Origin of the sequence: Pseudomonas sp. Irchel 3A5 (genome assembly GCF_900187575.1) — a bacterium.
Taxonomy (GTDB): Bacteria; Pseudomonadota; Gammaproteobacteria; order Pseudomonadales; family Pseudomonadaceae; genus Aquipseudomonas; species Aquipseudomonas folii.
Genome location: NZ_FYDU01000011.1, coordinates 85,240 through 106,184, shown reverse-complemented (window position 1 = coordinate 106,184; position 20,945 = coordinate 85,240). Strand labels below are relative to the sequence as shown.

Genomic DNA, 20,945 nt, shown 5'->3' with positions numbered 1-20,945 from the left:
TAGCGGTGTAGCAGCCTGCGGCAGCTCGTACATAGGTTTACGGATCCGTCAGGAATACTTCGCCGAATGGTGCGGGTAATCCACAAGACGGGCACCGATGACCATCTCACTGATCCAGTTGGTCAGCATCGAGCTGTAGATACTTTGGCTCAAGTCGCTGCTCAACGCATGGTCGGCGCCGTCCACCAGGCGGTAGGTCAGGGAGTGAGCCAGTTCGAAGGCGCCGCGGTAGCTCATCAGCGTCGCGTGAGGCACATAGTCGTCCTGTTCTGATTCAATCAGCAGCACATCCCCGTGAAATTCTTTGCAGGCTGCCAGTGCACGGTTGTCGGCGGCGGTCACCGCTGAGCGGCGATAATGGGCCAGCTTGTCGCGATCCAGTTCCTGCTTGGGCATCTCCCAGTCAGCATCCCAATACAGCGCCGGTACACGCAACGCCAGCCATTTGACCGGGCGCATAGAGCTGAGGATAGTTGCCAGATAACCACCATAACTGCTGCCGATGACGGCGATGGCATCGCTGTCGACCGCCGGGTGGCTGACCAGCCGGTCGTAAGCTGCGAGCAAATCCGCCAGGCTCTGCTCCCGAGACACCTTGCCACGCATTTCGTGAGTGCGCTCGTGCCCGCGCAAGTCGAACGTCAGGCACACGCAACCCAGGCCAGTAATATTTTTGGCGCGTGCCAGATCCCGTTGCTGGCTACCGCCCCAGCCATGGACGAACAAAATACCGGGAATTTTCGCCCCTGGCGTCAGGATCGTTCCGGAAATGGATTGGCCATCTACTGCAATCTCAATGCTTTCACTGCTGACACTCATAAGGTTTGACCTTTGTGAATTTGCTGATGAAACCAACCTCGGGATCGTCGCCTTCGTAAAGGACGCTGGCGTCCGCCGGGATTGTGGTTTCGCCGTATATTTCGTGAGTCGACGCGCAGATACGTTGCAAGGCAGGATCGGCCGCAAAAGCCAATAAAGCGTCGACCTCGGCCGGACTTGCACCACCGATCCGCCAGGATTGTTCCAATACGCCGGAGCAGCGTTCTCCCTTGGCGTTGGTGCCTTGGGCAATGTCGTAGTTACGCCTTGAGGCGATGAAGTCGGGGAAATGTTTGAGCGCTGCGTTCTCGTAGTGCATGGCTTGAGTCACGGCGCGCCGAACCGGCTCATCCAACTCAAGCGCAAGCAGTGCTTCATAACCGCCGCGCACGATCCACAACGTGGAGCCGCCGTAAACCGTCTCGCCCTTGTTGTCCTCAGTCAGGCATTGGGTGCCGTGATAACTGGCGGTGATGCCGGCGACCTGAACCAGGCCAACACTCAGGGTGACGACGTCAGTGAGGTCTTCTTCGATCACCAGCCCCCATGTTGCGACTTCCTCCATGTCTTGCTCGGCAATCGCGGTCTTGAGTTGGTCCGGATCAGTGACCACGATTTGCCCACGTCCAGCCGTCGCCAGCACCGGTTTTATCCGCGCCGGTCCATTGGCCAATACCCGTTCACCGGCACGCACTGCGTCGGCTTCATTGAAAACGGTAAAGCCTGCGAGTACGGAGTCAGCGGCATCCTCATGAATGTGTCGCGACCAGCCGGGGGGCTGCGCCGTGGCGTCATCCAGCAGGGGATGGGAAATGGCCTTGGTGGCCATAAAGGGCTCGGCGATCAAACCACCGAACAGGTCGTCGTAAGACTGAATGTTCAGGGCGCTGTTTTCTTGCTTGCCAATCAAGGTGTCAGACGGGATGAAGTACAGATTCATGCCCTTGTGGATGGTGCTGTCGTACAGCCCGAGAAACTCGCAACCCAACAGCATCGCGATTTTCTCGGCCAGTTTCTGATGCACTACGACTTCGTGTGTGGCTAGTTTTTTGTGAGTAGGCAGAAGAACTACGGCAGCTTTTTCAGTGCTCGCTCCGGATCCGCTCATGGACGACTCCCTGTGTAGGCCAGTGGCTCGCTACGAGGTTTTTATACGTCGACTACCTGTTTTATGAACGGAGGGGCGGTTACAGAGTTCCCCGGCGCAGACCGCCGGGTCGTTGCATCAAGGCTCGTTTTTAGCCGGTGAGCCGAGAGCCTCGGTATCACCAATCGCCCTGTATTCCTTGCGCAGCGCACGAAGCTCTTTGTGATCCAGCTTGTCCAGGCTCAGCAATGCGTTTTGCGCGTCCTTGGTCGCGCGCAGCAGTTCGTCGATCTTGATGTGCAGTACATCGTTGTCGCGGTTCTGGGTGTTCTGAATCAGGAACACCATCAGGAAGGTGATGATGGTTGTGGACGTATTGATGATCAGCTGCCAGGTATCGTTGTAATGAAACCAGGGGCCGGTGATGGCCCACAGGCAGATCAGGGCAATCGCGGCGATGAACGTTCGTGCGCTGCCTGCCCATTTGGACAGCCCTTGGGCAAATCGGGAAAACTTCATGCGGTGTGGCCTTTCGTAGAATCTGTGAACTACAGACCACACCTGTTTCTTGAAATTTCTTCTTACAAATACTTTCATCTTCGTCAGCGGTGAAACCCTTTTGCAATGCTTAGCTGTTTACATCAGCGCATTGAATACTGGAAAGGGAGAAGTGCTATGCCGATGATCGCGAGATGGGCCCTGCAAGGTGTGGCGCTGTTTTTGTTCGCCTGGATGGCAGCGATGACAGGGCAGTGGAGCAGCGAAGTCATGGATGGCAGCCGATCAGACCGGCTAGCGGTGTTGGGCGAGGCGGCGTCGGTCAACAGTAAAACGGTTGCCAGCAATGAGCCTGCAAGCACCGCGCAGTAGTCTTTCAGAGCCGGATGAAATGGGTTTTCTGTAGGAGCTGCCGGAGGCTGCGAAGCGCTTATCCTGACGCGCCGCAATCGCAGCCTCCGGCAGCTCCTACAGGTCCAATGCTCAAATCCCAGACAAAAAAAGACCCGCTACGAGGCGGGCCAGGAGATTCAACAGGAGTGACGCTAGGTTAAGAGCGCTGCCGTGAAAATCATGTGAAAAGGATGTCGCAGAAATGGAAAGCCCGGCGAGTGAGCCGGGCTTTTTTGTTCCTGATCTTTAACCTGATCTCAGCCGACATGCGCCGCCGTCTGGTTGACCGATGTCGAACTGAACCTGCCGGGCAACGAATGCGGGGCATTGATTCGTGATTGCATTTTTTCAGCAAATTCGCGGGCTTCATCCCTGCTGCGACATTTGACGGGGTAGTTATCCAGCTTCACGACCCAATTAGCGCCGTGGGTCCCTTCTTCTATTTGGATTAGCATCGGTAAGCATCTCCATCAGTAGTGAGGTGAACGAAACGCCGAGTCAACGGCGGCTGAAAACGTCGGGAAAATCCTGCGCCGAAAATGGCAAATGGGCTACACAAAAATTACCTATCCGATGAACGTAATAGCCCCGCATTTATTGGCCGAAACGGCTTATGTTCAAGATGGCAAAAATGCCGCTGTGCAGGTGTGTAAGTGGCGTTTTAATATCGTATCGGCGTTATCAGGACGGTGAGTTGCGGGAGCTCCCAACTGTCCCTGACACCACGCTGTCGCGAAGCAAACACAGGACCTGTAGGAGCTGCCGAAGGCTGCGATCGCGGTGTATCAGAAGAAATGCTTCGCAGCCTTCGGCAGCTCCTACAGAAAATGTATTTCAATCTAGTGGCTTGCACGTTGTTTGATGAGAACAAGCTCTGCCCCCACAGACTCACGTCAGCCCGGATCATGCCGAAACCGACTGATATCCGGAGTAAAGGTCGTTTGGTATTGCCCTTGCATCGGATCAAGAATGAAGACGTTATTTTCGTGTGCAGTTCTGGCGGGGATTAGTTCGAGATGGATCAGTTGCGTGAAAAGTGTTTGTGGGAACAAGTCACGACTCGTCAGATTCAATCTGCTTCGCTGAGCGAATCGCTCAAGGTCGATGTCTGCGTGATCGGCGGTGGCATCACCGGTTTGTCGGCGGCATTGCACCTGCTGGAAGGCGGCAAGTCCGTCGCGCTGCTGGAAGCCTCGCGCATCGGCACCGGAGGATCGGGGCGCAATGTCGGGTTGGTCAATGCCGGTAGCTGGATTGCACCCGACGATGCTGCTGCGGTTCTCGGCCCCGGCGTCGGGGAGAAATTCAATACGGTCATGGGCCTCGCCCCGGCACTGGTCTTCGACCTGATCGAAAAATACGCCATCGACTGCCAGGCCCGTCACGAAGGCACCTTGCACATGGCTCACAACGCCAACGGTGCCAAAGACATCCAGGTGCGCCACGATCAGTGGAGGCGTCGCGGTGCCGACGTCGAACTGCTGACCGGCGCCAAGTGCCGTGAGTACTGCGGCACTGACAAAATCCCCACCGCATTGCTGGACCGCCGTGCAGGCACCATCAATCCCATGGCTTACACCGTTGGCCTGGCAGAAACCGTGCTCAAGCTCGGCGGGCAGATTTTCCAGAATTCGCCCGTGCAGGCAGTCACTCGCGAAGGCTCCGGCTGGCTGGTTAGCACGGCAGACGGCGCGGTATCGGCTGACAAGGTCGTGGTATCAACCGGCGCTTACACCGAAGGTGAGTGGGCGGGCATCAAGCAGAATTTCTTCAAGGGTTACTACTACAACGTCGCCTCCGAGCCACTGACCTCAAGCGCTGCGGATGAAGTGCTCAGGCACGGCCAGGGCTCGTGGGATACCCGCCTGGTGTTGAGCAGTATTCGTCGCGACAACGAAGGCCGTTTGATCCTGGGCAGCATGGGCAAAATGAACAACAAACCCGACTGGTTCATCAGCCGTTGGGCTGATCGCATTCAAAGCCATTACTTCCCGCAACTGGGCAAAGTCCAATGGCAGATGCACTGGACGGGCTGCATCGACTTCACCCCGGATCACATGGTCAAGTTGTTCGAACCTGCACCGGGACTCGTGGCTGCCAATGGCTACAACGGTCGGGGTAATACCACGGGCACAGTCATGGGCAAGGCTTTCGCGGACTTTCTGATCAAGGACGATCCAAGTGTATTGCCGATTCCATTTGCCCCAGCGCCAGAGCTGAAAAGCGCAGGCGTGCGGGCCCTGGCTTATGAGACAGGTTTCAACCTGTACCATGCGGGGCAGTGTTTGCGGGTTATTCTTTGAAAACTCAACAAGTGACGTGGGACCGGCTTTAGCCGGGAAGAGGCCGGTGAACCTGATGCATCAGTGTCGTTAAACATGCCGCCTTCCCGGCTAAAGCCGGTCCCACGACGATCGTCATTCAATTCAGGATCCAAGTCATGCCCACCGACTGGCACAGCAACGCAATCACCCGCGCCACTCCGGTGGACAAGACCTACAAAAACACCCAGAACGTTCGACGGTTCATGCTTGAACAGTGCGGTGAAAAATTCAAATTCGACCGGGATTTCATGGCCTGGATATGCAACGACATTCCCAAAACCATGGGCGATGTCGCTGATGAGTGGCAGCGTCGGCAGGAGTGATCAGTTAAGGCTATATAAGATTTCCGTAGGAGCTGACGAGCACCGCGAGGCTGCGATGGCGGTTAGTCTGACACTCCGCCATCGCTGGCCTCGTAACCTCGGTGAGCTCTCATCAAACAAAATATAACGACCTGATCTGGAATACTTTTTACTGTAGGAGTGACCGGGGTGGCGATCCACATTGCTCGCGATTGCGTAACTTCAGGCACCAATTTATCGAAACAAAAATTGAATCGCGAGCAAGCTCACTCCTACAGGGTTCATGTTTGCTGCGCGACTCCCGGATCAGGCCAACGGTGCGATGCCCAGCGCTTGCGAGCACTCCAACAGAGAGCGGCGCTGGGTGTCGGCGTAGAGCTTGAGCTCATTGATGGTGCCGCGACCTAATGCGCGTTCGAAATCCTGTTGATTGGAGCTGGTGCCGTAGTGGGACTGCGCGTCATCGCCCAGGTTGGACTGGAAAATCCCCGCCGCACTGACCGGTAAAAAATCTTCATAAACCAACGGCTCGAAGTGCACGTCGCCCGCGTTGATCAACTGCTCAAGGTCCACGTTCTGCTGTAGGCCTGCGCCCTTCGCAATACCTTGCTCAGTGGGGAAGTAACGGAAGTAAGCCAGATCCTGATCGCGCATCTGCTCGTAGCTGTCCGGGAACGCCTTGAAGGTTTGCCCCAGCAATTCGGCGTAACGCACGGCATTGCCTTCGTTGGGGAATTCACCCAGCGCGTCCCGAGCCTCGTTCAGCAACTGGTCATACAGCTCGCGGCCTTTGGGCGTCAAAGCTGCGCCACGCTGTTCGATTTCACCGAAGCGCGCCGAGTGGCTGCCTGCCTCGTGAGTGGATTGGCCAATAAAAGTGATGGGCTCTTCCAGCGCTTTGAAACTGGTCTGGCGCAGCAGGATCGGGCAGTTGCGGCGCGGCGGTCCTTCAACCACAGCTTTGGGCGTGATGCCTTTTTTGGGCATGCCTTCCTGCACGGTGTCGATGTCCAGCGTACGCGGGGTCAGGTGGTTGATGTGCGGACCATGAAACGCCACCACGTCCGCGATCAGACGATGCTGGGCATTGAGTTGCTTGTACTGATCCAGACTCACCGTGGCAGTGCTGTGCCAGCGAAAGGTTTCCAGTGCTTGCTCGACGAAGTCCTGCGCATCGGCCTCGGTCAGGCCGCCGTCCAGCTCAGACTTTTCAATCAGCTCAAGGGCGCGTGGGGTGAAGATCTTGCGCTGGCTGAGCACCTGACTGGCGAAGTCGCGCAGCTCGGGATTATCGATCAGCTCCAGACGCAGCAATGATGTGAACACCCGAAACGGGCTGACTTGCAGGGCGTGCTCATGCACGGCGCGAAAAGCCGTGGAGTGCACCGGTACGCCCGCGGGCGTCAGGTCGTAATAGCCCACCGGCTCCATGCCCATGACTGCAAATAACCGACTCAAGGTTGCCAGCTCAGTGGCGGTGCCGACCCGGATTGCGCCATGGCGCTCCATGTCCAGGCGCTGGATTTCACCGGTCTGTTTCAAGCTTTGCGCGACCTGCGAATTGCTCGCCAGCACCCCCTGGTTGGTTTCCGCGACCAGTTCCATCAGCGTGCCGTACAGCGGCACTTCGGTCTTGTACATGTCCGACATGGCTCGGGAAAAACGGGCGCGGATCTCGTCACGGTTGGCGAAGCTTGAAGCTGTCATTGCGGTGATTCTCCTGTTATTCGCATTAGGCGTCTTTATTCTTTGTGGGAGCTGCCGAAGGCTGCGAAGGCGATCCTCCTGACACACTGCGGTTCGCAGCCTTCGGCAGCGCCTACAGGGGCGATCCGCCAATAAAAGCTATTCCAGCGCAACCAGACACCGCTCAAAAATATCCAGCCCTTCGCGCAACACTTCCGGCTCAATTGTCAGCGGTGCCAGCAAGCGGATGATGTGGCGCGACTTGCCACTGGGCATCAGCAACAAACCTTCCCTACGAGCAGCCTCCAGCAACTGCGCCAACTGCTGCATACCAGGCGCTCCGTCAGCAGTGATCAGCTCGATACCGCGCATGGCCCCCACGCCCGTCAAACGCCCCAGATAAGGCGACAACTTGTTGGCCTGCCACGCCTCGTAACGGCTGACGATCATGCTTTCCTGCAGCTCGCCCCAGGCCGACAGGTTCGCGTCGTTCAACTGGTCGAGGCTGGCGATACCCGCCGCGCACGCAATCGGGTTGCCGGAATACGTGCCGCCCAGGCCGCCTTTGGGCAGCGTGTCCATCAATGCTCTGCGACCCACCACTGCGCCCATCGGGATGCCGCCCGCGATGCTCTTGCCCAGCAGAATCAGATCGGGCTCGATGCCCAGTCGGCTGAACGCAAAGCGCTGCCCGGTGCGGCCGAACCCTGACTGGATTTCATCGGCAATCAGCAGAATGCCTTTGTCATCGCAGAACCTGCGCAGCGCCTGGGCAAAATCAGGCTCCATGGCCAGAAAACCGCCTTCACCCTGTACGGCTTCAAAGATGAAACAGGCAACGTCGTTCACATCAATTTCGACGCTGAACAAACGGTCCATGGCCTTGAGCGTCTGCTCGGTGGTCACGTCGTTGTCTTTGCTGGGGTAGGGAATATGAAATACCGGGCCGGGCAACACACCAACTTTTTGCTTGTACGGCGCGACCTTGCCATTGAGGTTCAAGGTCGCCAGGGTACGGCCATGGAAGCCGCCATCAAAGGCAATCACTGCGGTTTTGCCCGTAGCACCACGGACGATCTTCAGCGCATTTTCTGCCGCTTCTGCACCGCTATTGGTGAGCATACCGCTGAGCGGATACGACACCGGGACAAACTGCTCCAGCTTGTCCATGAACCTGACGTAGGGTTCGTGAGGCACTGCGTTGAAGCAATAGTGTGTAAGTTTCGTGGCCTGATCCTGAATCGCCGCCACCACTTGGGGATTGGTATGCCCAAGATTGAGCACACCGATGCCGCCGACAAAGTCGATATAGCGCTTGTTATCGGTGTCCCACACTTCGGCGTTTCTGCCGTGGGACAGCGTCAGCGGGTGAACATGAGAAATGGATTGGCTGATGTTTTCGCGACTCATGATCAGTTTTTCTGCCAGAAGAGATTGCCCCTATATAAGCGAGTAAGGCCAATCACCCACAAGCGAAATAAACTCGCGGCGTCATTCCAATAATTCGGGACGTGGTACACCTGACCTATTCCCCCTGTAGGAGCTCACGAGCCCCGCGAGACAGCGATAGCGATTTGTCTGACAGACCGCCATCGCTGCCTCGCGGTGCTCGTGAGCTCCTACAGGTTGTGTATTAAAACCGGCAGGGCGCTCGGTTCACAGAGCAAATCGAGACACAAGCCTGTTCAAACCGACAGCCAGTTTCGACAGCTCGGTGCTGGCAATGGAGGTCTGGCTGGCGGCTGACGAGCTCTGGATCGACAGGTCCCGAATACTGACCAGATTCTGATCCACCGCCCGCGACACGTGAGCCTGCTCTTCAGAGGCCGTGGCAATCAGCAGGTTGCGCTCGTTGATGTCAGACACCGCCGACGCGATGTCGCCGATGGCGATATTCGCTTCTTGTGCGATGGTCAACGTCAAGACGGCCTCGCTGTTGCTTTGCACCATGGAGTGCACCGCTTTGGCCGAGCCTGTCTGAATACCTTTAACCATTTGCTCGATTTCAAGGGTCGATGTCTGGGTGCGATGCGCCAGTGCGCGAACCTCGTCAGCGACCACGGCAAAGCCTCGACCCTGTTCACCCGCGCGCGCCGCTTCGATGGCGGCGTTAAGGGCCAACAAGTTGGTTTGCTCGGCAATCGAACGAATCACGTCGAGTACCTTGGCAATGTCCTGGGTTTGCGTCGCTAGGCCTTCGATTTCAAGGGTGGTCTGTTGCACGGTCTGGCTGAGTTGCTTGATCGACTTAATGGTTTCCGCGACTTTACCTTTGCCAATCGTCGCGGATTTTTCCGAGTCCTGGGTGTATTGCGAAGCCGCCACTGCGTTACGTGCGACTTCTTCAACGGCCGCTGTCATCTGGTTCACGGCGGTCGCGGCCTGTTCGGTCTGCATGTTCTGTTTCTGAATACCCGACAGCGACTCTTCGGTGATGGAACTCATTTCTTCCGCCGCCGCTGCCAATTGGCCGGAGGAGTCCGAGATATGCTGAATAGTGCTCTTCAGGCTTTGAAGCATGGCGTCGGTGGAGAGCTGTAACTCTGTTAATTCATCTTTACCAGACACTTCGACGGTAGATCTCAAGTCACCTTCGGAAATCTGCTTGATGGATTGCACCAACTTTTTCACCGGCGCGCTGATGCTGTGGGTAAAGAGAAACGCAATAAACATCGACAGAATAATCGTGCCAATCATGATCGCAACGGTAAACGTAAAGCCCTGATCGTATTGCGTCTGCGCAGCAAGGCCTGATTGAGTGGCGCCGCTATCATTCACACTGATCAGATTGTCGATCGAGGTTTGCAGGGCAGTAGCCAACGGCACAGTGACGGTATTGATATAGACGGTGGATTCTTGTGTTGAACGGGTTTCGCTTTGAGCGATTAATACATCCAGTGTTTCTTCATAGCGCTTAAGGCCTTGCATTATATCGTTGTAAAGACGCTGTTCTTCTGGACCGGATACCAGCCCGGCGTAATCGCTTACCTGTTCATCCAGCTCTTTTTTCAACTGACCCATCTTGATGATCGACGCAGCTTTTTTGTCGTCCCCATCAGCGGTGTAATGCAGCGCTTCAAGCCTCAGGCGCAGCAGCGTGGCGTCTACCTTGCCTGCCTGACGTATGCTGGGCAGCCAATCGGTTTCCAGCTCTACGGTGGATTTGTGAACCTCGCTGATCTTGTAGAGCGAGAGGCCACTCAGGCCCAGCATCAGCAGGCAAATGGCGCCAAAACTGAGCAGCGCCCTAGGGGTTAATTTGAAATTTCTCATGAACATGAGTTCACCTGTAAGGAAAGACTAGAGCGTTTGAATGACTTAATGTCCATGTGCCATCACTCTTGCCGCCTAAGATCTTAAAAAAAGTCTCTATATGCAAGAAATTTCAGAGGAGTGGAGATTGTAAAATTCAATCGCGAAGATAGTTAAATGGTTGACTGGAAATAAAAGCTTTTTTGACGTCGGCTTTAAGTTTTTTTCGCGCCTGATTTCATTGGTGTTTTCACAGGTGAGTATTGCGAATGTTTATTATTAATAAAAATGCTATCACCAAAGTATTAAGCAAATCGCTGGTTTTGCGACTGTGGTTAATTGAATAGTTGTTCAGCTTGGGTTCAGGAAGTGCAACGTGCCTTTGATGTTAATAAAGGTTAGTTGTGCAGGGAGCACTCGTCGACCGATGATCGCTGCCGTGCCTGAGATCGCCGATCCAGCAAGCCGGGAACCCCTGGTCGGAATGCCAGGGCACAGGCACGCTAAGCCAACTTCATTCCGAACGGAATAGACAGCAGATGCAGGACGAAACCTGCTATGAGGCTGAAGATCATCACATTCCGGTATGTTCGCTCGTTAAACCTTTTATCGTAATGATTGACGACCAAGGCCAATGCGCCAGTGGCCCAGAAAAGAAGTGAAGCAACCGGCCAGATGATGTCCCGACCTGCAAAGTAAAACCATGTCGAATGGCCGTGCTTGCTCGGATAAAAAATCTCTACTTCCTGATAGATCAGCGCTTTTATCACGATCGTTATGAGCCACAAGGAAAGCGCACACAGCAGCACGCGCACGGCCAATGGCAGTCGCTTCTTGATGTACAGCTCGGGGTGCAACGTCCAGATCAGCGGCTTATGGCAACGCAGACACTTTGCTTCCTTTACCCCGTTGGGCCGCACCTTGTTGTGCTTTCTGCAATTTCGACACTTTATATCCAGTGTCCAATCCATGCCCTTATGACAACTCACGCAGTCGCGCGACAGGCTTGGGGATTCCCATTGGTTTACAGCACCACACTGGTCGCACTTCTTTTGCCTTGGTTCCATTGATCGCCAGACCTTTTTCGATAACTGAGCATACTGCGGCTGGTCGTTTGATTCGAGATCGATGAAGGTCTGGGGAGTTATGGCTGTGACCTTTCAAGACGACAGGCCGGAGATCAGGTTTAATCTCAACTCACGTATTCAGCCTGCTTACGATCCAGCAACCCATCCACCATCGCCTGAGCCATTTCCACCAGATGCATCACCGACATGGCGTGGTCCCGTTGTGCGCCGTGCAGGTTATCGGCGGCTTCGTAGGCGGTGCTGGTGGCGCAGCGCAGCAGGTCCGCGGTGTGGGAGAGGACGTCTTCCTGGCTGATGTCCGTGCGGACGGAAAAGAAGCGGTTAAGGGTGCAAAGTTCGGTTGAGTTGTTCTTCACCGTGTTGATCTCCTTATGCGTAACCGGTAACGGCCACCTTCAGGGTTATGGAGGGGTGGCAGCTGTATGAGGGTTAGTCGACCGACCGCATAAAAATCGGCGCACTCGAAAGTGCCCCGCATACAGCCGCCATTAAGCAGGTCAATACATGCCTGTAGCGGGACGCGTAAGATTTATACGTATCAGGCGACTAAACCCGGTCACTGATGTGCAGCGACGGGCGGGAGGTTAGACGCGCAACTTCCCGCAAACAACCCAGTGAGCGGCTCTGTCGAAAATTGAGACCAGTCCTACAAAGGCCCGTGCTGATGGATGACAGCGCTGGGTAACGTATGATTACCGTCTTATCGCAAACCACCCAAGGACCCCGCCATGCCGCCGTTAAGCAAACGCGATCAGGCACGTATCGAGCGTCGCCTGGCGTCTACCCTGACCGAGGCGTGCGAAACCGCAAAATCGGAAATCGTCGGCTTTTCGTGGTTGACCCACGAAGTGGATTACGCAGCGTTTCCTGCCAGCCTGCGCGTGGTGTGGATATTCGAGACAGAAGTCGAGAAAGACCAGGCCCTCGCCAGCGGCCAGCGTGAACGCATGGTTGAGCTGACGGCCCAGGCACTGGAAGACGCCGATATCGTTATCGCCGCTGTCAGCAAACGGGTGCAGTTCGACAGCGAAGAGCAATGTCAGCGCGCCAATGGCGGCAACTGGCAGCAGCGTCTGGCGCGGGGTTGAAGCGTGGCAAAGGACATTGAGAATCCCTGTACCTCGGTTTGCCAGCTCAGCGGCGACCTTTGCGTGAGCTGCGGCCGCAACAAGGAAGACATCCGCAAATGGCGTCGCATGAATCGCCCCGAGAAAATGGCCGCCGTGCAGCGCGCCAGTCAGCGCCTGAAAAGCCTGAACAAAAAGAAAGGTTGAGGGCCCTCAGTCAGCGGTGTGAAAGCGGCTTCCCTCTGCAATACTCCGAACATCTACACCCGACTGTCGCCAGGAAAAATCATGAAAACAAAAAACCTGATGTTCTTGTTTCTGTTCTGTGTGCTCGGTGCCTTTCAGGCGAACGCCGCTGATAAATCCTGCGCTGAAGCCATCGGAGACAAGCGCTCGGCATTACTCGTAAAACAATGCATCAGCGTATCGCCTGCGACCCGACCACCGTGCAACGCGGCCAACAGCTGCGAAATGATCAACAGCGAAGTGGAGCGCGGCTGCGGGATGTTGGCCGATGACGGAACCGCGCCGGACTTCTGCACGTTCGCCCTCACAAAGCCCGAAACCTTCCAGGGCGCGCTGATTTCCGGCAGCGGTATCGAGGATCACACCGTCACTGTTCTGCTCAACGACGGCCGCCGTTTCACGGCGTATTGCGATGGCAAATGCGGCTCGTGGTTTATCGCTGAAGACGAAGGGGAGGCCACCTTGCTGCCCAATATCGTGGGCAGAAACGTCAAGGTCACTGTGGCGAGTGAACCCAACAAAGACCGCATCGCCGGGCCCGCAGAGGATGAGCAGTTGGTTTTTGTGAAGAAGATTGAGTTGGTTAAGTAACAGCTCAACTTCTGATTTGCAGGATTCGCCCCGGTGCCACTGACACCAGGCTTTTGCGCAGCGGGGAACCTGTAGGAGCGCGCTTGCCCGCGATTGCGTCGGCACCGGCGACGTATTTATCGACTGACATACCGAATCGCGGGCAAGCGCGCTCATCAAACAAAATGCAAATTAATAGGTGAAATGCATTTCCTGTAGGAGCTGCCGAAGGCTGCGAAGCATTTCTCCTGATACACCTCGATCGCAGCCTTCGGCAGCTCCTACAAGTCCAATGTTTGCTTCGCGACAGCGCTGTGTCAGGGCACAGAGCGATCTCTTGCAGGAAAAAAGCATTTCGATTCAGAGATAGGTGTGTTGATGTCGCGAGGCGTTGGGGCGAATAGGCGATCTTGTTGCGGCGACCACCTACTTCTCCGGCCCAAACGCCTCAAGCCGCGCCTGCACTGCATCATCGAAAATCATGTAAAGCGCCTCTACATCACTCGGTCGCAAGCGCTTGGCGGTTTCCAGTCCGAGGATAAAAGCGATCTGCAGCTCACCCTCGCTTTCAACATCTTCGCGAGTACTGGCAGCATCGAGAGAGCGGAGCAGCTTATCAATAGGCCCACGAATAGGCTTTGGCAGCCGTAACAGGTCCAGCCTTTCTTGTGTCATTACGCGCTCCAGAACCATCGACTCGGGTCGAGGGCGGTGAGTAAGCCGGCCATAGTGGGCCAAAACGTGTGTGAAGGGGATAGAAAAAGCGACGTAATGTTTGGGGGCTACTACCGCCCAAATTTTACCGCCCCAGTTTTTCCAGGGCTGCATCAGCCAGAAAAGTGGAGCGGCTTTTGATGCTGTGCTCACGCACATAACGGTCGATGCGCTGAATCACGAAGCCAGGCAACGTCACGTTAACTTTCTCGGTTTTCCCGAGATAGGGCGTAATGTCGATTTCCAGCATGCCCCAGCCCATGCCTTCAAAGTCCGGATTTTTGGCATGATCAGCCCAAGTCTTCGGCCGAGGAATATCACCCCCTCTGGCTGCGATTTCCTCAAGCATAATATTCGCGATTTCTACGGCTGCCGTGTAGGCCTCTTCGAAGGTATCGCCCGCCGTGATTGCCCCAGGAATGTCGGGGATCTGAATCCCGAAGGCCGTATCGTCGTTGCCCCACTCGATACATATTGGATACTGCATTTTCGTCTCCCGCTAAGCGTTCAGAGGGTAAATCCGGATTACATCAATTCGGCCAGTTTCTTTATTGCCCTGACGGTTCCCAACGGGAGGTCCTTTTTGGGATGTGGCACCGGTACTGTCTGACCTTTGTCGGGATGTCTGAACATGTGATGGCTTCCGGTGATGCGATCCAGTTCCCATCCAGCTGCCTCAAGCTGTTTGATCAATTGTCTGCTTTGCACCTTCACCTCCCTGTCTGGCCGATAGGGGATGATGGCTTCCAAGTAACTTATCACGCAAACCAAAAGATGTATCTGGAGTTATATTTTAGCTGTCTTTTCACAGGCTGCAATGCTGTGTGAAAGGCCATTGGAATGCGCTGGCGGCCTGTGAGCCACGATCATTAAATGGCGCGTAGCTACTCAGCATTTCAACTGCGGCATACCCAACCCAAGACGATCACGCAATGTCTTGCCCTGGTACTCATGGCGAAACAGCCCGCGGCGTTGCAACTCCGGCACCACTTTATTGAGGAAGTCTTCAGCACCACCGGGCATGTAAGGCGGCATCACGACGAAGCAGTCGGCAGCGTCTTCCAGCGGCCGAGTTGTTCCAGGCTCCAACCAACTTCGATGGCGTTGCCAATCACCGTATAGAAACGGCGCATGCTGCCACGGATGTATTCGCGAATGTCCGGCACGAGCGCCTTGGGATCATGCTGAGCCAGTTTTATTTACTACGGTTTTATGAGCGGTGGGGGAGGCGCGGTGTTTGAGGCGCAGGTAGGCTTGGGGATAACCAACAACCAGCTTCTCGTGAGCTAGCGCCCGCTGATCTCCAAGTGACCATCACAGCTCATTAACGCCTGAAGCCTCTTTGGCCCGATGTCGAACGGAACTATCCACCAGTTCGTTCTGGAGTCGTACGATGCCCCTGGCTGTAGTTCGTAGGGTGTTGTTTTTACCTGCTCAGGGTGCCGTAAAAAATAGGCATCCAGTGATTGCAACCAGAACTGCTCGCCGTTATCGGGGCAGGACATTTCAGTTGATTCATCGCATCCGGAAAGCACAACCGACAGCAAAATGGCCGAAGCTTTAAAGCAGGATTTCATTGGCTATTCCTTGTGAGGTCGGGCTTAGCCTAACAGAGGTTCTTTCAAGGTTGGCGGCGCATGGCAGGTGGCTTGCGAGGGAGAGCGTCTGTATCTACCGGATCTACAGGCACAAAAAAAGACGCCCTGAGGCGTCTTCTTCTAAATGGGCGGTTCGGGATAATTTGAATCCACTTATTAACTTAATAATTTGTGGGGTAATCGAGACGGTCGTGGTCTTTCGATTGCGCTGACGACGGGTCGAAAACAGTAGTGCTACTGTGACTAAAGCAACTGCCCGCCCGAAACATCAAATGTCGTCCCGTTAGCCCACGCCATGTCATCGGACAGGATAGCCGCGACCGCACGGCCGATATCGTCCGGCAGACCGACACGGCCCAGCGCGATGCCTTGTGCCACATAGGCGTTCACGTCTTTGTTGTCGCGCACCACGCCGCCGCCAAAATCAGTGGCGATGGCACCGGGGGCAATGGCGCTCACCCGAATCTGGCGTGAGCCCAGTTCCACGGCCATGTAACGGGTCAGCACCTCGAGTGCGGCTTTTACTGCCGCATAGAGGCTGTAACCCGGCAAGGTAAAGCGCACGAAGCCGGACGAAACGTTCAGGATGCGACCGCCATCTTCAACAAACGGCAGCAGCTTCTGCGTCAGAAAAACCGGACCGCGAAGGTGCGTGGCGACCAACGAGGCAAACTGCTCTTCGGTCGCGTCAGTAAAGTTAGCGAAGAGACCATTACCAGCATTGTTGACGAGGAAGTCGAAGCGCTCGCGGCCGAACTCGGTCTTCAACGCATCCGTCACAGCACTTGTAAAATCCGGATAGCTGGCGGTGTTAGTGATGTCGAGCGGCAGCATCGCTACCTTGCCGCCCAGTGCCTGGATTTCCTGCTTCAGCGATTCGGCCTCTGCGACGCCGCTGCGGTAGGTGCCGATGATGTGAACGCCGCGTTTGGCAAGGTGCAGCGCCATATTGCGACCAAGGCCACGGCTGGCGCCGGTGATGAGTGCGATTTGATTAGTCATGAGTTATCTCAGCCAGGTTAGGGCGCGCCTTTCAGCACGTTTTGACCCGCTCAAGATAGGCAAACACCGGAATGTAACCCACGCCCAATAAGCTCAATTCATTGCCTGATTGTCTCAATCGTATTGCGCGGTGACCGGGCGCAGGCATAATCGCCCCATGAATAGAGACCTAGCGCCGCATCTCGACATAGCCCTGCGTCACGCGCCCCCGGGGCTGACCATCACGCCGATTCCGCGTGTGGACATCTGCGTGGGGCAAGGCTCTACAGATAAGGCGCCATGCCTGTATCGCTCAATGATCTGCTTCATCCTGCAAGGCTCGAAGCGCGTTGCGATCAACGACGACCTGCTGAGCTACGACAGTGAGCAATACCTTATCAGCGCTCTGGACCTGCCCTTGATCGGACAGATTCTGGATGCAGAAGGGGGCCAGCCTTATGTCGCGGTATCGCTGGTGCTGGACCCGGCGATATTGGCGGAATTGGCAGCGACCATGCCTGCGGTTCGCGAGAGTGAACAAAAAGGAATTGGCATCGCGATAAACCCAATGAGCGCTCCGCTGCGCGACACATTGCTGCGCTTGTTGTCATTGCTCGACACGCCCGGCGACATCCCGGTGCTCGGCCCCATGGTCGAACGGGAATTGCTTTATCGTCTCCTGCAAGGTCCCCAAGGTCGACTGCTACGTCAGATCGCCCAACCCGACGGCGCACTGGGCAGTATCCGCCGAGCCGTCGCCTGGATCCGCGACAACTACAACGTCCAACTTCGCATCGACGCGTTGTGCAATGCCAGCGGCATGAGCCGCGCAAGCCTGCATCGCCACTTCCTGTCCATGACCGGCCTCAGCCCCCTCCGATACCAGAAACAACTCAGATTGCAGGAAGCCCGCCAGCTTCTGCTGGCCGGTGAGCATCGTGCGTCTGACGTGGCGTTTGCGGTTGGTTATGAAAGTGCGTCGCAGTTTAGCCGCGAGTATTTACGGCAATTTGGGGCGCCGCCTGCGCGGGATGTGCGGGAGATACGGGAGGCAATCGGCACTCCGACCAGGGCGTAAAAGGGAGGATGGCTATCAACAACACGACCTGCTTTGAAAACAGATTAACCATTAGTTTTCTCGGCAGGGCATTGAGTTGGCGTGGAGCGAGCGTAATTAAAGTGTCGGCTTGGGGACTGGAGTGTCAGGAATTGACTTGGCGTTTTTAGGTCTTACCGGACAGCCGTCGGACAAGCCCCAACGTGTGATGACGCCACCCTCGACAAGAAACCTTTGAACGCACCACACATACCTTGAGTCATATCCACCGGCGCCTGCAAGCCAGAGGTATTCATAAGACAGCATGCTGGAGCCATCCGCCATCTTATAGCTGTTTTTGGGCGTTCCCCATGACATGACCAAATCATCTGCCGATGATCCCACCCATGAGGCCTGTACATCCTCGGTCGTCTGAAAACGCTGGTTGTACAGCAGATTTCCCAACGGAGTGTTTGAACACCCGGAGAGCATGACTCCCAACAACACGACACCTAATAACTTCATACCCTGACTCCGTTCATCAATATTTACCCCGCGACAGGCTTATGGTTAGCGCCGAGTGATTCTTGATTTTTCACGTGGTTAACCTGAATGAAGAATTCCACTTGCATCTTCCGATGTTAAAACTCGTAAGTGATTCAGGCCGTTAGATCAGTCATTTGATGAAGCTTTATACGCCCCGTCCTCAGCGTGAAAAATAGTACACGTGTACTATTTTGCTGAGCGCAGAAACACCCTAAGTTGAAGAGGAAACTGTTCGACATCCACATCGGGTCTCTGATGGCGGCGCAGGGCTGCTGGTTATTTCGACGGCCGTCAAAGTGCAGGGTGAGCGCTCGGGGGCGGTGTGGTGCAATCCTGGAGCGGATCTCAAGTGGAGAGTGCGGTTTTACCTGACTCAGGACGGAACCGGCGCTTCAGCATCAATCAGGCTCTGGCTTTTCAGGTCTTCCCAAAAGGCTGCCGGAATGCCGACCTTCATCGCCTGCACATTGGCAATGATCTGCCCCGGCGAGCGCGCCCCCGGAATGATTGCAGACACTTGCGGATGCGCTGCGGCGAACTGCAAGGCGGCCGTATGAATGTCGATACCATGTTGACTGGCCACCGCCATTATTCGCGCGCGCTTTTCTACCGCACCAGCGGGTATATCCGGGCTGAAGTTGTATCGGCTGCGTCCTCCCAGAAACCCATCATTCAGGGGCGTTCCAACCACGACACTGGTGCCTTTCCTCTTCAAGGCCGGAAATGTGTTACGCAACGCATCGCGATGGTCGAGAAGAGAGTATTGGCAGGCGAGCAGCACGATATCCGGAGTCGGGTCATCGCGTGTCAGCGCCTGAACCACAGCGTTCGGCGTATTGACACCGAAGCCCCATGCCTTGATTAACCCCTCGGCCCGCATCTTTTCAAGCTCGACCATTGCCCCTGTGCGCGCTACTTGATACGCCGCCTCCCATCCACCTTCCAGTTCAGTGTTGTCGGGCGAAAGGTCATGGATAAAGACGATATCGATACGCGGCAGACCCAATCGTTGCAGGCTGTCTTCCACTGAGCGACGCGTACCCGCTGCGGTGTAGTCATACCGATAGTTGAAGGGCGCGGGTGACTTCCAGATGGCATGATCCGCGCGCACGCCACCCGCCGCCGTCAACACTCGGCCGACTTTGGTGGAGATCACATAATCGGCTGGATTCTTACCGCGTAGAAAGCGGCCCAGACGATATTCACTCAGGCCAAACCCGTAGAACGGCGAGGTGTCATACAGTCTTACGCCGGCATTCCAGGCCGCCTGCAAAACGGAATTCGCCTGCTCGTCACGGATGGGTGCAAAGATATTGCCGATCTGCGTCCCGCCCATACCGAAGCGTTGCTGGGTCATGTAACGCATCTTATGCGAGGGCGAATTGAAGGGCAGGTCTGCGCGCACAATCCGCCCTTCTGTACGCATTACGCTTCCGGGCTCCGTCAGCGGGGAGGGCGCGGGCGCTGTAGCCAGCGAACTGGCGATACTCGATGCCGGTAACAAAGCAGCTGCTACAGCACCCGCTGCCGAATAGGTAAGAAAATCTCGTCTGTCCATACAGCTCTCCGTTCGCGGCTGAAGTTCTACGGGCTCATCGAAGCCGATATTCGCGATAGAAATTAGAGCAACGAGGGATAGGCGAGTGACCCTAAATCGCCATTGTTTATGCATAATCCTGCCGATACGCTTGTGCTGAGCACGCACTCTCAGCAGACTCCAACCTTCCATTAACTGGGGCGCATGTGATGACGAGCGGTTCTCTCTCGCAATTCGGTTTCGACCATGCACACTCCCTTGTCTCGCGCGAATCCGTTGAGCCCAATGAGCGTCTCCAGTCACTCGGACGGCTTATCGAAAAAGTCACCCGGCAGATCGGTCTGAACGAGATCTGCAAGACGTCGATTCCAGACCTGACTTTCTACCGAATGGCTGAACTGGGCACGCCCACTTACTGCATTTATGAGCCCTGCGTGGCAATCATTCTGCAAGGGTCGAAGGAAATCACGTTCGGTGAAGAGGCCTGTGATTTTGGGCAGGGAACGTTCTTTGTCACATCGGTCGACATTCCGACACTGGCTCGCGTGACCGCTGCGAGTGAGCAGACACCTTATTTATCCATCGTGCTGAAGCTCGACCTGGCCTTGCTTAACGAAGTTATTCAGATGCAGGCACCTTCCAGGCAGGACGTGCCTTCTCAAGCGCGGGGCTTCGCATCTGGAATGGCATCAAGCGAGATGCTCGACGCCTTCACTCGGCTCGCCACACTGATTGAGCAGCCACTTGAGGCTGGCTTGATGTCGGACCTTATCAAGCGAGAGATATGCGTCCGACTGTTGCTGAGCAGTGCGGGCCAGTGGTTGCGCAGTGTCACCCGCGATGGTCATCGAGACAAAGGCATCGTCAGAGCCATTGAATGGTTGAAACTCCATTACGAAAAGCCGCTTCACGTGGCCGAACTCGCCGAACGATCAGGAATGGCCAGCTCCACTCTGCATCACAACTTCCGCAAGCTGACCGGCACCAGCCCTGTTCAATATCAAAAGTCGTTACGGCTGCAAGCCGCACGCAGCCTGATGTTGACCGACAGGGTAGACGTGAACACCGCCGCGCTGCGGGTCGGTTATGAAAGCGTCGCCCAATTCAGCCGCGAATACACCCGACGTTTCGGAGCCCCGCCGTCGAGAGACATCAAGCATGCAAGGGCGCACGGTGGGAAGCTGGAATAGCAGCCCCATTC

24 protein-coding genes and 1 pseudogene are annotated in these 20,945 nt (G+C 55.7%); 8 read left to right on the top strand and 17 right to left on the bottom strand.

Features of this window, described 5'->3' with window-relative positions; translation table 11 throughout:
- Positions 1 to 48: 48 nt before the first annotated feature.
- The 3 genes from CKW31_RS18930 to CKW31_RS18920 all read right to left on the bottom strand — a co-directional run bounded on the left by CKW31_RS18930 (position 49) and on the right by CKW31_RS18920 (position 2,425).
- Entirely contained in the window at positions 49 to 819 is a 771-nt protein-coding gene (locus CKW31_RS18930) for a S9 family peptidase (protein ID WP_095098421.1), read from the bottom strand.
- Positions 803 to 1,927 (bottom strand): DUF3182 family protein, encoded by a 1,125-nt coding sequence (locus CKW31_RS18925; RefSeq protein ID WP_095098418.1) that lies wholly within the window; start codon positions 1,925 to 1,927, stop codon positions 803 to 805. Before CKW31_RS18925 ends, CKW31_RS18930 begins: the two co-directional genes overlap by 17 nt.
- Before the next feature lie 117 nt (positions 1,928 to 2,044).
- The gene (locus CKW31_RS18920) at positions 2,045 to 2,425 is read right to left on the bottom strand and encodes a low affinity iron permease family protein (protein WP_095098415.1); all 381 of its coding nucleotides are present in this window, start codon (positions 2,423 to 2,425) and stop codon (positions 2,045 to 2,047) included.
- Positions 2,426 to 2,581: 156 nt separating this feature from the next.
- Here CKW31_RS18920 and CKW31_RS18915 point away from each other — a divergent pair, with 156 nt between their 5' ends.
- Positions 2,582 to 2,776 carry a hypothetical protein gene (locus tag CKW31_RS18915; RefSeq protein ID WP_095098413.1) on the top strand — a complete coding sequence of 65 codons (195 nt, stop codon included), beginning with the start codon at positions 2,582 to 2,584 and terminating at the stop codon, positions 2,774 to 2,776.
- Between the two features lie 278 nt (positions 2,777 to 3,054).
- Here CKW31_RS18915 and CKW31_RS18910 read toward each other — a convergent pair whose 3' ends face one another.
- Entirely contained in the window at positions 3,055 to 3,252 is a 198-nt protein-coding gene (locus tag CKW31_RS18910; RefSeq protein WP_095098410.1) for a hypothetical protein, read from the bottom strand.
- 561 nt (positions 3,253 to 3,813) lie between these two features.
- Here CKW31_RS18910 and CKW31_RS18905 point away from each other — a divergent pair.
- The gene (locus tag CKW31_RS18905) at positions 3,814 to 5,100 is read left to right on the top strand and encodes an FAD-binding oxidoreductase (protein ID WP_095098407.1); all 1,287 of its coding nucleotides are present in this window, start codon (positions 3,814 to 3,816) and stop codon (positions 5,098 to 5,100) included.
- A gap of 137 nt (positions 5,101 to 5,237) precedes the next feature.
- Positions 5,238 to 5,444 carry a DUF6434 domain-containing protein gene (locus CKW31_RS18900; RefSeq protein WP_095098405.1) on the top strand — a complete coding sequence of 69 codons (207 nt, stop codon included), beginning with the start codon at positions 5,238 to 5,240 and terminating at the stop codon, positions 5,442 to 5,444.
- Between the two features lie 285 nt (positions 5,445 to 5,729).
- Here the strand turns inward: CKW31_RS18900 and CKW31_RS18895 are convergent, their stop codons facing one another.
- The 5 genes from CKW31_RS18895 to CKW31_RS18875 form a co-directional block, all read right to left on the bottom strand.
- Positions 5,730 to 7,130: a VOC family protein gene (locus tag CKW31_RS18895; protein WP_095098403.1), complete on the bottom strand. Its 1,401-nt coding sequence runs from the start codon at positions 7,128 to 7,130 to the stop codon at positions 5,730 to 5,732.
- 138 nt (positions 7,131 to 7,268) lie between these two features.
- Positions 7,269 to 8,519 carry an aspartate aminotransferase family protein gene (locus CKW31_RS18890; RefSeq protein ID WP_095098401.1) on the bottom strand — a complete coding sequence of 417 codons (1,251 nt, stop codon included), beginning with the start codon at positions 8,517 to 8,519 and terminating at the stop codon, positions 7,269 to 7,271.
- Between the two features lie 246 nt (positions 8,520 to 8,765).
- Positions 8,766 to 10,388 carry a methyl-accepting chemotaxis protein gene (locus CKW31_RS18885; RefSeq protein ID WP_095098399.1) on the bottom strand — a complete coding sequence of 541 codons (1,623 nt, stop codon included), beginning with the start codon at positions 10,386 to 10,388 and terminating at the stop codon, positions 8,766 to 8,768.
- Between the two features lie 476 nt (positions 10,389 to 10,864).
- A complete protein-coding gene (locus tag CKW31_RS18880) occupies positions 10,865 to 11,428 on the bottom strand; it encodes a hypothetical protein (RefSeq protein WP_141230167.1) in 564 nt (187 codons plus the stop codon).
- A 125-nt stretch (positions 11,429 to 11,553) separates the two neighbouring features.
- Positions 11,554 to 11,805 (bottom strand): DUF6124 family protein, encoded by a 252-nt coding sequence (locus CKW31_RS18875; protein WP_256582658.1) that lies wholly within the window; start codon positions 11,803 to 11,805, stop codon positions 11,554 to 11,556.
- 372 nt (positions 11,806 to 12,177) lie between these two features.
- Between CKW31_RS18875 and CKW31_RS18870 the strand changes: the two genes are divergently transcribed.
- The 3 genes from CKW31_RS18870 to CKW31_RS18860 all read left to right on the top strand — a co-directional run bounded on the left by CKW31_RS18870 (position 12,178) and on the right by CKW31_RS18860 (position 13,353).
- A complete protein-coding gene (locus CKW31_RS18870; RefSeq protein ID WP_095098392.1) occupies positions 12,178 to 12,537 on the top strand; it encodes a hypothetical protein in 360 nt (119 codons plus the stop codon).
- A 3-nt stretch (positions 12,538 to 12,540) separates the two neighbouring features.
- Positions 12,541 to 12,723 carry a DUF1289 domain-containing protein gene (locus tag CKW31_RS18865; RefSeq protein ID WP_027901417.1) on the top strand — a complete coding sequence of 61 codons (183 nt, stop codon included), beginning with the start codon at positions 12,541 to 12,543 and terminating at the stop codon, positions 12,721 to 12,723.
- A gap of 81 nt (positions 12,724 to 12,804) precedes the next feature.
- Positions 12,805 to 13,353 carry a hypothetical protein gene (locus tag CKW31_RS18860; RefSeq protein WP_095098389.1) on the top strand — a complete coding sequence of 183 codons (549 nt, stop codon included), beginning with the start codon at positions 12,805 to 12,807 and terminating at the stop codon, positions 13,351 to 13,353.
- Between the two features lie 405 nt (positions 13,354 to 13,758).
- Here the strand turns inward: CKW31_RS18860 and CKW31_RS18855 are convergent, their stop codons facing one another.
- From CKW31_RS18855 to CKW31_RS18830, 6 genes and pseudogenes are all read right to left on the bottom strand, one after another.
- Positions 13,759 to 14,007 carry a hypothetical protein gene (locus tag CKW31_RS18855; RefSeq protein ID WP_095098386.1) on the bottom strand — a complete coding sequence of 83 codons (249 nt, stop codon included), beginning with the start codon at positions 14,005 to 14,007 and terminating at the stop codon, positions 13,759 to 13,761.
- A 124-nt stretch (positions 14,008 to 14,131) separates the two neighbouring features.
- Positions 14,132 to 14,533: a type II toxin-antitoxin system HicB family antitoxin gene (locus CKW31_RS18850; protein ID WP_095098383.1), complete on the bottom strand. Its 402-nt coding sequence runs from the start codon at positions 14,531 to 14,533 to the stop codon at positions 14,132 to 14,134.
- Between the two features lie 38 nt (positions 14,534 to 14,571).
- Positions 14,572 to 14,754, bottom strand: a complete 183-nt coding sequence (locus CKW31_RS18845; protein WP_095098664.1) for a type II toxin-antitoxin system HicA family toxin — start codon at positions 14,752 to 14,754, stop codon at positions 14,572 to 14,574.
- 180 nt (positions 14,755 to 14,934) lie between these two features.
- Positions 14,935 to 15,150, bottom strand: a pseudogene (locus CKW31_RS18840) (hypothetical protein); the annotation flags it as partial.
- 182 nt (positions 15,151 to 15,332) lie between these two features.
- Positions 15,333 to 15,623 carry a hypothetical protein gene (locus tag CKW31_RS18835; RefSeq protein ID WP_095098380.1) on the bottom strand — a complete coding sequence of 97 codons (291 nt, stop codon included), beginning with the start codon at positions 15,621 to 15,623 and terminating at the stop codon, positions 15,333 to 15,335.
- Between the two features lie 264 nt (positions 15,624 to 15,887).
- Positions 15,888 to 16,646: an SDR family NAD(P)-dependent oxidoreductase gene (locus tag CKW31_RS18830; protein WP_095098377.1), complete on the bottom strand. Its 759-nt coding sequence runs from the start codon at positions 16,644 to 16,646 to the stop codon at positions 15,888 to 15,890.
- Between the two features lie 157 nt (positions 16,647 to 16,803).
- On the opposite strand from CKW31_RS18830, the gene CKW31_RS18825 reads away from it, so the two are divergent.
- Positions 16,804 to 17,703, top strand: coding sequence for an AraC family transcriptional regulator (locus CKW31_RS18825; RefSeq protein ID WP_095098376.1), 900 nt, complete (start codon positions 16,804 to 16,806; stop codon positions 17,701 to 17,703).
- Positions 17,704 to 17,799: 96 nt separating this feature from the next.
- Here the strand turns inward: CKW31_RS18825 and CKW31_RS18820 are convergent, their stop codons facing one another.
- Positions 17,800 to 18,186, bottom strand: a complete 387-nt coding sequence (locus CKW31_RS18820; RefSeq protein ID WP_095098375.1) for a hypothetical protein — start codon at positions 18,184 to 18,186, stop codon at positions 17,800 to 17,802.
- Positions 18,187 to 18,580: 394 nt separating this feature from the next.
- Entirely contained in the window at positions 18,581 to 19,765 is a 1,185-nt protein-coding gene (locus CKW31_RS18815; RefSeq protein ID WP_095098372.1) for an aldo/keto reductase, read from the bottom strand.
- Between the two features lie 188 nt (positions 19,766 to 19,953).
- On the opposite strand from CKW31_RS18815, the gene CKW31_RS18810 reads away from it, so the two are divergent.
- Complete coding sequence (locus CKW31_RS18810) at positions 19,954 to 20,934, top strand: AraC family transcriptional regulator (RefSeq protein WP_095098368.1); 981 nt, start codon at positions 19,954 to 19,956, stop codon at positions 20,932 to 20,934.
- Positions 20,935 to 20,945 lie beyond the last annotated feature (11 nt).

Bases quoted from the DNA above. Each gene is read 5' to 3' on its own strand.
- CKW31_RS18930 (WP_095098421.1), bottom strand. From the start codon at position 819: ATGAGTGTCAGCAGTGAAAGCATTGAGATTGCAGTAGATGGCCAATCC.
- CKW31_RS18925 (WP_095098418.1), bottom strand. From the start codon at position 1,927: ATGAGCGGATCCGGAGCGAGCACTGAAAAAGCTGCCGTAGTTCTTCTG.
- CKW31_RS18920 (WP_095098415.1), bottom strand. From the start codon at position 2,425: ATGAAGTTTTCCCGATTTGCCCAAGGGCTGTCCAAATGGGCAGGCAGC.
- CKW31_RS18915 (WP_095098413.1), top strand. From the start codon at position 2,582: ATGCCGATGATCGCGAGATGGGCCCTGCAAGGTGTGGCGCTGTTTTTG.
- CKW31_RS18910 (WP_095098410.1), bottom strand. From the start codon at position 3,252: ATGCTAATCCAAATAGAAGAAGGGACCCACGGCGCTAATTGGGTCGTG.
- CKW31_RS18905 (WP_095098407.1), top strand. From the start codon at position 3,814: ATGGATCAGTTGCGTGAAAAGTGTTTGTGGGAACAAGTCACGACTCGT.
- CKW31_RS18900 (WP_095098405.1), top strand. From the start codon at position 5,238: ATGCCCACCGACTGGCACAGCAACGCAATCACCCGCGCCACTCCGGTG.
- CKW31_RS18895 (WP_095098403.1), bottom strand. From the start codon at position 7,130: ATGACAGCTTCAAGCTTCGCCAACCGTGACGAGATCCGCGCCCGTTTT.
- CKW31_RS18890 (WP_095098401.1), bottom strand. From the start codon at position 8,519: ATGAGTCGCGAAAACATCAGCCAATCCATTTCTCATGTTCACCCGCTG.
- CKW31_RS18885 (WP_095098399.1), bottom strand. From the start codon at position 10,388: ATGTTCATGAGAAATTTCAAATTAACCCCTAGGGCGCTGCTCAGTTTT.
- CKW31_RS18880 (WP_141230167.1), bottom strand. From the start codon at position 11,428: ATGGAACCAAGGCAAAAGAAGTGCGACCAGTGTGGTGCTGTAAACCAA.
- CKW31_RS18870 (WP_095098392.1), top strand. From the start codon at position 12,178: ATGCCGCCGTTAAGCAAACGCGATCAGGCACGTATCGAGCGTCGCCTG.
- CKW31_RS18860 (WP_095098389.1), top strand. From the start codon at position 12,805: ATGAAAACAAAAAACCTGATGTTCTTGTTTCTGTTCTGTGTGCTCGGT.
- CKW31_RS18855 (WP_095098386.1), bottom strand. From the start codon at position 14,007: ATGACACAAGAAAGGCTGGACCTGTTACGGCTGCCAAAGCCTATTCGT.
- CKW31_RS18850 (WP_095098383.1), bottom strand. From the start codon at position 14,533: ATGCAGTATCCAATATGTATCGAGTGGGGCAACGACGATACGGCCTTC.
- CKW31_RS18835 (WP_095098380.1), bottom strand. From the start codon at position 15,623: ATGAAATCCTGCTTTAAAGCTTCGGCCATTTTGCTGTCGGTTGTGCTT.
- CKW31_RS18830 (WP_095098377.1), bottom strand. From the start codon at position 16,646: ATGACTAATCAAATCGCACTCATCACCGGCGCCAGCCGTGGCCTTGGT.
- CKW31_RS18825 (WP_095098376.1), top strand. From the start codon at position 16,804: ATGAATAGAGACCTAGCGCCGCATCTCGACATAGCCCTGCGTCACGCG.
- CKW31_RS18820 (WP_095098375.1), bottom strand. From the start codon at position 18,186: ATGAAGTTATTAGGTGTCGTGTTGTTGGGAGTCATGCTCTCCGGGTGT.
- CKW31_RS18815 (WP_095098372.1), bottom strand. From the start codon at position 19,765: ATGGACAGACGAGATTTTCTTACCTATTCGGCAGCGGGTGCTGTAGCA.
- CKW31_RS18810 (WP_095098368.1), top strand. From the start codon at position 19,954: ATGACGAGCGGTTCTCTCTCGCAATTCGGTTTCGACCATGCACACTCC.